General features: G+C 64.9%; 9 protein-coding genes, 2 rRNA genes and 1 other RNA gene. 7 read left to right on the plus strand and 5 right to left on the minus strand.

Annotation, left to right across the window (positions count from 1 at the left end; translation table 11 throughout):
• Positions 1–10 precede the first annotated feature (10 nt).
• Complete coding sequence (locus tag WCD84_RS04855; protein WP_343280606.1) at positions 11–559, minus strand: UPF0149 family protein; 549 nt, start codon at positions 557–559, stop codon at positions 11–13.
• A 141-nt stretch (positions 560–700) separates the two neighbouring features.
• Here WCD84_RS04855 and WCD84_RS04860 point away from each other — a divergent pair, with 141 nt between their 5' ends.
• The 7 genes from WCD84_RS04860 to rpiA all read left to right on the plus strand — a co-directional run bounded on the left by WCD84_RS04860 (position 701) and on the right by rpiA (position 5,471).
• On the plus strand, positions 701–2,896 hold the full coding sequence (locus WCD84_RS04860) for a putative bifunctional diguanylate cyclase/phosphodiesterase (RefSeq protein ID WP_343280607.1): 2,196 nt from the start codon (positions 701–703) through the stop codon (positions 2,894–2,896).
• Positions 2,897–2,927: 31 nt separating this feature from the next.
• Entirely contained in the window at positions 2,928–3,149 is a 222-nt protein-coding gene (locus WCD84_RS04865; RefSeq protein ID WP_343254726.1) for a TIGR02449 family protein, read from the plus strand.
• Positions 3,146–3,439: a cell division protein ZapA gene (locus tag WCD84_RS04870; RefSeq protein WP_343254727.1), complete on the plus strand. Its 294-nt coding sequence runs from the start codon at positions 3,146–3,148 to the stop codon at positions 3,437–3,439. Before WCD84_RS04865 ends, WCD84_RS04870 begins: the two co-directional genes overlap by 4 nt.
• 93 nt (positions 3,440–3,532) lie before the next feature.
• Positions 3,533–3,718: non-coding RNA, 6S RNA (ssrS, locus tag WCD84_RS04875), on the plus strand.
• An 81-nt stretch (positions 3,719–3,799) separates the two neighbouring features.
• The gene (locus WCD84_RS04880; RefSeq protein WP_343280615.1) at positions 3,800–4,348 is read left to right on the plus strand and encodes a 5-formyltetrahydrofolate cyclo-ligase; all 549 of its coding nucleotides are present in this window, start codon (positions 3,800–3,802) and stop codon (positions 4,346–4,348) included.
• On the plus strand, positions 4,345–4,827 hold the full coding sequence (locus WCD84_RS04885; protein ID WP_343279031.1) for an EVE domain-containing protein: 483 nt from the start codon (positions 4,345–4,347) through the stop codon (positions 4,825–4,827). Before WCD84_RS04880 ends, WCD84_RS04885 begins: the two co-directional genes overlap by 4 nt.
• On the plus strand, positions 4,824–5,471 hold the full coding sequence (gene rpiA, locus WCD84_RS04890) for a ribose-5-phosphate isomerase RpiA (RefSeq protein WP_343280608.1): 648 nt from the start codon (positions 4,824–4,826) through the stop codon (positions 5,469–5,471). The genes WCD84_RS04885 and rpiA overlap by 4 nt, the downstream gene beginning before the upstream one ends.
• 39 nt (positions 5,472–5,510) lie before the next feature.
• Here the strand turns inward: rpiA and WCD84_RS04895 are convergent, their stop codons facing one another.
• The 4 genes from WCD84_RS04895 to WCD84_RS04910 form a co-directional block, all read right to left on the minus strand.
• Entirely contained in the window at positions 5,511–6,068 is a 558-nt protein-coding gene (locus WCD84_RS04895) for a hypothetical protein (RefSeq protein ID WP_343280609.1), read from the minus strand.
• On the minus strand, positions 6,055–6,612 hold the full coding sequence (locus tag WCD84_RS04900; protein WP_343280610.1) for a hypothetical protein: 558 nt from the start codon (positions 6,610–6,612) through the stop codon (positions 6,055–6,057). The genes WCD84_RS04895 and WCD84_RS04900 overlap by 14 nt, the downstream gene beginning before the upstream one ends.
• Before the next feature lie 90 nt (positions 6,613–6,702).
• Positions 6,703–6,816: ribosomal RNA gene (gene rrf / locus WCD84_RS04905) — 5S ribosomal RNA — on the minus strand.
• A gap of 171 nt (positions 6,817–6,987) precedes the next feature.
• Positions 6,988–8,987, minus strand: a 23S ribosomal RNA gene (locus tag WCD84_RS04910); the annotation flags it as partial.

Below are 8,987 nucleotides of genomic sequence, written 5' to 3' on the forward strand. Positions count from 1 at the left end.
GCAGCGGATCTCAGTTGAGGCTGTTGCGGTGGCGAGCGGCCAGCGCGCAATCTCCGTGCAGGAGCAGTGCGGCGACGCGGACGAACTCTTCGATCTCGGCCAGTGCGGCTTCGTCTTCCTCGTCACCGTCATCCTGGGCGGTGGCGCGCGCCAGGCGTGCGAGGTCGGCAAGGGCTTCCTCGCCCTCCTCGGAAAGCTTCGCCCCGCCACCGGCGGCGAGGCCGAACGCGCCAACGAAACCGCGGCACCAGTCGAACAGGGCGCCGCTGCGCGCGGCCAGGGAGGCGTCGTCGTCGGGGCCGAGCAGGACCAGCCCGAACTCGCGGTCTTCGAACTGGCTTCGCGTTGCCGACTGCAGGCGCGCCAGCACCGAGCCTTCGGCCGGGGCCGGGAGGCTGTCGTCCACCATCACCCGGGCCAGCCAGTTGCCCGCGGCGTCGCCACCACCGGCCAGCCAGCCGCAAAGGCTGCCGTGCAGTTCGGGCGCGGGCGTGGCGAGGCCGGACTCGCGGCAGGCCTGTTCGACTTCGGACAGGGTAGGCAATGATTTTTCGGACATGGCACGGAGTCTGCGATGGACCACGGCAGTGTACCGCCGGGCGCGGCTTGTTGCCGGCGCGCGCGCGCGCATACACTGCGATGTCCGCCAGGGGAGGCGGTGGGGAGAGCCGCCTTGCCCGTGGCCGGTGGAGCTGGACCTGTGATCATCGCGGCGATGCTGCTGGCCGTGGCCTGCGGCGTCCTTGCCGTGCGTGCGCGAAGGGCGCGCAGCCTGGTGGCATCGCTGCAGGCGCGCGAGCAGAGCTTTCGCCTGGCCCTGTGGGCGAGCGGCCAGCGCTATTGGGACTTCCATGTCCCGAGCGCGCGCCTGCAATACCTGGTCGCCCGCCACGAGGGCGATGGCCGCAGGCACGATTTCAGCTCCGAGCAGGCGGAGCCGGCCGCCGTGATCCATCCCGACGACCTGCCGGGCGTTGTCGACGCCATGCATCGTTACGCCGCCGGCGAGACCGCGGAGTTTTCGTCCGAACACCGGGTCCGCGCCGACAGCCCGGCGTCGACCCAGGGCCAGTGGACCTGGATCAGGGCCCGCGGCCGCGCGGTCGAGCGCCAGGCCGACGGCGCCATCCTGCGGGTGGCCGGAACCTCGCTCGACATCAGTGCCACCCGCGCGGTGGAGCGCGAGAACCGCATCGCCAGCGAAGTGCTGCGCAGCATGAACGAGGCGGTCGCGGTCCTTGACGACCGCTTCCGGTTCCTTTCGGTGAATCCCGCGTTCACGCACATCACCGGCCACGGCGCGGCCGATGTCATCGGGCGCGGCATGGAGGTCCTCGACAGCGTCCGGCACGACCACACCCGCGGACGCATCATGCGCGAGGCCCTCCGGCGCGACGGCCGCTGGTCGGGCGAAATGTGGCAGCGGGAAAGCAACGGCGAGGAGCTCCTCTGCGCCGTGGAGGCCGCCACCGTGCGTGAAGGCGACGCCGGCGGCGAACGCATGCACGTGCTGATGCTCAGCGACATCACTCTGCAGAAGCGCGCCGAGGAAGAGCTGCGCTACGTGGCCAACTTCGATTCGCTGACCAACCTGCCCAACCGTTCGCTGCTTGCAGAGCGCCTGTCGCGCGCGATCGTCCATGCCCGGCGCGACGGCTCCCGGGTCGCCGTGCTGTTCCTCGACCTCGACCGCTTCAAGGACATCAACGATTCGCTTGGCCACGCCGTCGGCGACCGCATCCTGCGCGCGGCGGCGGCCCGCCTGCAGCAGGCCGTCGGCCCGGGGCAGACCGTGGCCCGGCTGGCGGGCGACGAGTTCACGGTGATCCTCGAGGGGCTGGCCGTACCCGAGGACGCCGAGCGCGTGGCGCGGGAGATCATCATGGCGTTCGAGGCGCCACTGGTTCCCGAAGACGGCCAGGAGGTTTCGGTATCGGCCTCGATCGGCGTCAGCCTGTATCCAGACCACGCCCAGGTGCCCACCGAACTCCTCAAGCGCGCCGATGCCGCCATGTACCAGGCCAAGGCCGCCGGCCGCCGCACCTGGATGCGCTACGACGACAGCATGGAAGCCGCGATCCGCCGGCGCGCGATCCTCGCCGGCGCGCTGCACAAGGCGCTCGACCGCGGCGAACTCCGGGTGGTCTACCAGCCACGGCAGGCCTTGGCGTCTTCACGCATCACCGGCGCCGAAGCGCTGCTGCGCTGGACCAGCCCCGAGCACGGCGAGATCCCGCCGGCCGACTTCATCCCGCTTGCCGAAGAGAACGGCATGATCCTCGAGATCGGCGAATGGGTCCTGCGCGAGGCCTGCCTGGCGGCCCGCCGCTGGCGCGACCATGGCCTGTCCGATGTCCGGGTATCGGTGAACATGTCGGTGCTGCAGCTGTTGCGCGGCGACTTCGCCGACGTCGTGCGCGGCGTGCTGGACGATACCGGCATACCGGCGCAGGCCCTGGAACTGGAACTGACCGAAAGCATGCTCATGGCCAACGCCGCGCAGACCGCGCACAAGCTGCAGGCCTTCCGCGAGCTGGGCGTTTCGCTGGCGATCGACGATTTCGGCACCGGCTACTCGTCGCTTGCCTACCTGAAGCGACTGCCGATCACCACGATCAAGATCGACAAGACGTTCATCGCCGACGTCTGCAACGACCGCGAAGGCGCGTCGATCACGACCACGGTGATCGCGATGGCGCACGGACTCGGCCTGACCGTGGTGGCCGAAGGGGTGGAGACCGCGGACCAGGCGCGGTTCCTGGCCCGCAACGACTGCGACGAGATCCAGGGCTTCTGGGTGTCGCAGCCCCTGGACGCGGTGTCCTGCATGGCCTACTTCCACAACCATCGGCAATCCGCGGCGCCCGCCACTGCCAGCACCATCGGCACGCCTTGACCACTCCCGCCCGCCTGCTATCGTGCCGCTGATGGACACTCCGGACGTACTTGCCCAGCTGCGGCGGCTTTCAGAACGCTTCGACGAGCTCGCGCTGCGCACGCGCCGGCTGGGCGAGGAAAACCGCAGCCTCCGCCAGCAGCATGAACAGGCCTCGGGGGAACGGTCCCAGCTGCTGACCAGGAACGAACAGGCGCGCAGCCGGGTCGAGGCGATGATCGCGCACCTCAAGTCGCTGGAGCAGCACACGTGAGCAGTACCGAGGCGGTCAGCGTACGGGTGCTTGATCGCGAGTACACCGTTGGCGTGGGTGCCGGCGAAGTGGAGGGCCTCATGGCCGCGGCACGCGTGCTGGATGCGCGCATGCGCGAGGTGCGCGGTGCCAACCGCATGGCCGCGATCGATCGCGTCGCGGTGCTTGCCGCACTCAACCTGGCGCACGAACTCGAACAGCTGCGCAGGGATGCGGAACGTCGCGACCGGCAACTGGCCGATGCGCTGTCGGCGCTGGAGCTGAAGCTCGATGCGCTGCTCGATGCGTGAAGGCGAACGCAGCGACCGGGCGGACCGGCCCAAGGTGAACGTCCACCGACGGATGGCCTTCGGGCCGCAGGACCAGGGGGTATACTGCACCTGCGTCCTCTGCCGTGACCGACGGCGTACACAAACATTCGCCTTGTCCCTTAATCACGACCACGGGGACGCGACGGTAGCCTGGCGTGCATGTCCGCCCCCGAGCGGAAAGCCCGACGGCAGCCAAGCGTCTCCACTTGAACCCCGGGTTCAAGGTCGTTTGGTATGCATCGACATGGTGGAGGGCGTATCTCTTTTCCGACTCCCGGCGGCGAGCCTTGCGCCGCACGTGACGTGAGTCCACCAGACCGCGGCCACACGCGCCGCCTCATGCGCGAGCGGCGACGTGGGGTTCCCCCGGCGGCACGCATCGGCTCGGCCAGCGCGCTTGCCGGACAGCTGCTTTCGCTGCCGCTTGTACCCGGCGCCACTGTCGCCGGCTACTGGGCCGCCGACGGTGAAATCGCCCTACATGTCTGGCAGCTGCGGCTTCCCGCCGACTGCATCTATTGCCTGCCGGTGCTGCAGGACGACGGCTGCCTGCGCTTCGGCCCGTGGCGCCCGGGCGAACCCGTTGTACCCAATCGCTACGGCATACCGGAGCCCGCGCTTGCGCCCGGGGCACTCCTAGAGCCAGCGGCGCTGGACCTTGTGGTCGTGCCCCTGGTCGCGTTCGACACCCGCTGCCACCGGCTTGGCATGGGCGGCGGCTGGTACGATCGCAGCTTCGCCTTCCGGCATCGGCAATCCGCGCCACCGCGGCTGGTCGGCGCTGCGTTTGAATTCCAGCGCGTCGACGAAGACCTTCCCAGCGAAGAGTGGGACGTCCAGCTCGACGCGGTCTGCACCGATCAATCCACCCATTTCCGACCGACATGACCACCCGCACGCGCAAACGATACTGGCTGATGAAGTCCGAGCCCGAGGACTTCTCGATCGACGACCTTGAACGGGTCGGCACCGAGCCATGGACCGGCGTGCGCAACTACCAGGCGCGCAATTTCATGCGCGACGGCATGCAGATCGGTGACGGCGTGTTGTTCTACCACTCCAACTGCAAGGTGCCCGGCATCTACGGAATTGCCGAGGTCGCGAGCGCGCCCTATCCGGATCCGACGCAGTTCGACCGCCAGTCGAAATACTTCGATCCCAAGGCGAGCCCGCAGGAGCCGCGCTGGATGCTGGTCGACGTCGGCTTCGTACGCAGGCTCGCCGCACCCGTCACGCTTGAAGCCATCCGCGGTCGCTCGGAATCCCTGGGCGAGGACTTCGCGCTGATCCGCAAGGGCACCCGCCTGTCGGTGCTGCCGGTAGGCGCCGCGCAGTGGAAGATCCTGCTGGCGATGGAGCCGAAATGAGCGAAGCCAAGCGCCTGGCCGGCGAAAAGGCCTTGGACTACGTCGAAGACGGCATGGTGGTGGGCGTGGGCACCGGATCGACCGTAGCGTTCTTCATCGACGCGCTTGCCGGCATCCGCGACCGCATCGCCGGCGCGGTGTCGAGCTCGGACCAGAGCACGGAACGACTACGCGGGCACGGCATCGAGGTCCTGGACCTGAATGCCTGCGGCCCGATCCCGCTTTACGTTGACGGCGCCGACGAATGCGATCCGGGCAAGCGCCTGATCAAGGGTGGCGGCGCTGCGCTCACCCGCGAAAAGATCATCGCCGAAGCGGCTAAAACCTTTGTCTGCATCATCGACCCCTCGAAAGAGGTTGCCGTATTGGGCCGCTTTCCGCTGCCGGTTGAAGTGATCCCGATGGCGCGGAGCCTGGTCGGACGCGAGATCGTGGCGCTGACCGGCGGCCAACCGGTCTGGCGCCAGGGCACGGTGACCGACAACGGCAACTGGGTGATCGACATCCATGGCCTGTCGATCACCGACCCGATGGCGCTGGAGCGAATGCTCAACCAGGTGCCGGGCGTGGTCAGCGTCGGACTGTTCGCGCGTCGCCCCGCCGACGTGGTGATCGTCGGCGGAACGCCGCCGCGGGTACGCTGAGCGCGGAATTACCGCGCGTTACGGTCCGGGCGGGACCCCTCAGCTACCGACGTCTTCGTCGTAGGTCACGCTGAGGTAGTGCAACGCAATCCCTGGGCTGAGCATGCACTGCACGGCCGGCCGGAAGATGTGCTCGGGTGCACCGGCGATCTCGACCGGCTGCCAGGTCAGCGTAACGCCGCGGCTTCCGGCCGCGACACTGGCGGATTTTGTGCGATACACCGCGTCGACCACATTGCCGTGCTGGGTGCCGTCGACGAATGTGCAGGACACGATGCCGTTCCTGCCGACGGGAGCCCCGGTTTCAACCAGGACCTTCATCGCGCCACGGCCACCAGGGCGCGGATCACCGCGCAGCGCGCAGGTCACGAAGGTGTTGCTGGTGCCTTCGTTGACCACGGCCAATGGACGCGAGCGCACGGACTGCCCGTAGGCGGCGGTCGCGGGCTGGCAGATCGCGGCCGCCCCCTGGAAATCATAGCGGGAGACTTCCGCACTGCGTGCGTCGAGCGAAAAGGCCGGCGCAGCGACCACGAGCGCCGCGAACAGTGCGGTTGCCGCCAGCGGCGCGCCCGCGCGCACCTCAGGCGCCGACATTTTCGTTGTACTCGCGGGTGGTGTGCATCATCGCCGCCTGCGGCGGAAGCAGGCAGCTCACCGACGGCCTGTCGATGCCGGAAGGCTTGGAATTCGCGACGTCGCCCGGAAGCCACGCAAGCTCGGCCGAAGCACCCGCGGCAATGGCCACCGTCTTGGGTGTGTAGCTCGCATAGACAAGGGCACCCGTCTGGTGGCCGTTGACCAGGGTGCAGCTCACCTCGACCGGCACGACACCGAAATTGCTGATGGTGACCGCGAGCCGCTTGGCCGCGCGCACCGTCTGGGGGCTGTCGTCGCCCTGCCAGCTGCAGGCGACGCGGGCAATTCCACTGGACTCGTTGGCCAGCGCCAGGGGCCTGTAGCGAATGCCGGCCGCGTCGGCCTGCGTAATCGCCCTGCACATGCCTACCGCACCCTGGACATCCACGCGCCCCAGCTCGGCGGCATCAGAACTTGGCGACAGCGCCAGGAGGCAACTGGCGGCAAACAACAAACTGGCGGCACGACGCATTGGATTCACCGGTCTTGAAAGGTCGCCCACGTTATCGGAGGTGGCCCGTCTAGGCAAGGCCGCACGGATGATACACAAAGAAAAACCCCGCAGCCGTGGCTGCGGGGTTTTGGGGTAAAACCCTGGCGATGACCTACTCTCGCATGCTAGATGCACACTACCATCGGCGCATGTACGTTTCACTTCCGAGTTCGGAATGGGATCGGGTGGTTCCATACAGCTATTGTCACCAGGGAGAGGGTGGAGGGTCGCGGGCCGTTACCGGCTTGACGCGCACACGCTCTCGTTGGTTTGCCTCGGAACAGAGCCGGAAATCAGCTCCGCCGTTGGCGAATAAATAGGGACGTAGCGAACTTTTGGGTCGAACATCGACGCGTCGTCGAGTCCAAGGCCACTTGAGGTTATATGGTCAAGCCACACGGATCATTAGTACTGGTTAGCTCAACACATTGCTGTGCTTACACACCCAGCCTATCAACCACCTAGTCTTGATGGTTCCTTCAGGGGGCTTGTGCCCCGGGAGATCTCATCTTGAGGCGCGCTTCCCGCTTAGATGCTTTCAGCGGTTATCGCTTCCGAACGTAGCTACCCGGCAATGCCACTGGCGTGACAACCGGAACACCAGAGGTTCGTCCACTCCGGTCCTCTCGTACTAGGAGCAGCCCCTCTCAAATCTCCAACGCCCATGGCAGATAGGGACCGAACTGTCTCACGACGTTCTGAACCCAGCTCGCGTACCACTTTAAATGGCGAACAGCCATACCCTTGGGACCGGCTACAGCCCCAGGATGTGATGAGCCGACATCGAGGTGCCAAACACCGCCGTCGATATGAACTCTTGGGCGGTATCAGCCTGTTATCCCCGGAGTACCTTTTATCCGTTGAGCGATGGCCCTTCCATACAGAACCACCGGATCACTAAGTCCTACTTTCGTACCTGCTTGATCCGTCGATCTTGCAGTCAAGCACGCTTATGCCTTTGCACACAGTGCGCGATGTCCGACCGCGCTGAGCGTACCTTCGAGCTCCTCCGTTACTCTTTGGGAGGAGACCGCCCCAGTCAAACTACCCACCATACACGGTCCCCGATCCGGATAACGGACCTAGGTTAGAACGTCAAGCACGACAGGGTGGTATTTCAAGGTTGGCTCCACCCCAGCTAGCGCCAGGGTTTCACAGCCTCCCACCTATCCTACACAGACGAACTCAACGTTCAGTGTAAAGCTATAGTAAAGGTTCACGGGGTCTTTCCGTCTTGCCACGGGAACGCTGCATCTTCACAGCGATTTCAATTTCACTGAGTCTCGGGTGGAGACAGTGCCGCCATCGTTACGCCATTCGTGCAGGTCGGAACTTACCCGACAAGGAATTTCGCTACCTTAGGACCGTTATAGTTACGGCCGCCGTTTACCGGGGCTTCGATCAAGAGCTTCGCCTTGCGGCTGACCCCATCAATTAACCTTCCGGCACCGGGCAGGCGTCAGACCCTATACGTCCACTTTCGTGTTTGCAGAGTCCTGTGTTTTTGATAAACAGTCGCAGCGGCCTGGTATCTGCGGCCCTCCTCAGCTCAGCCACGCATGTGGCCACCAAAGAGGGCGTACCTTCTCCCGAAGTTACGGTACCATTTTGCCTAGTTCCTTCACCCGAGTTCTCTCAAGCGCCTGAGAATTCTCATCCTACCCACCTGTGTCGGTTTACGGTACGGTCTGCACAAGCTGAAGCTTAGGAGCTTTTCCTGGAAGCGTGGTATCAGTCACTTCGCTCTAATGAGCTCGTCTCGGTGCTCGGTCTTGAAGGGTCCCGGATTTGCCAAAGACCCAAACCTACCTCCTTTCCCCAGGACAACCAACGCCTGGTAGACCTAACCTTCTCCGTCCCTCCATCGCACTTGTGCGAGGTGCTGGAATATTAACCAGCTTCCCATCGACTACGCATTTCTGCCTCGCCTTAGGGGCCGACTCACCCTGCGTCGATTAACGTTGCGCAAGGAAACCTTGGGCTTTCGGCGTGGGGGCTTTTCACCCCCATTATCGTTACTCATGTCAGCATTCGCACTTCCGATACCTCCAGCAGACTTCTCAATCCACCTTCAACGGCTTACGGAACGCTCCTCTACCGCGCATCACAAAGTGATGCACCCCAAGCTTCGGTTCCATGCTTAGCCCCGTTAAATCTTCCCCGCAGACCGACTCGACCAGTGAGCTATTACGCTTTCTTTAAAGGATGGCTGCTTCTAAGCCAACCTCCTGGCTGTCTGTGCCTTTCCACATGGTTTTCCACTCAGCATGGAATTTGGGACCTTAGCTGTGGGTCTGGGTTGTTTCCCTTTTCACGACGAACGTTAGCACCCGCCGTGTGTCTCCCGCATATTCTGTCTTGGTATTCGGAGTTTGCAATGGTTT

It is taken from the genome of Luteimonas changyuni (genome assembly GCF_039548395.1).
Classification (GTDB): Bacteria; Pseudomonadota; Gammaproteobacteria; order Xanthomonadales; family Xanthomonadaceae; genus Luteimonas.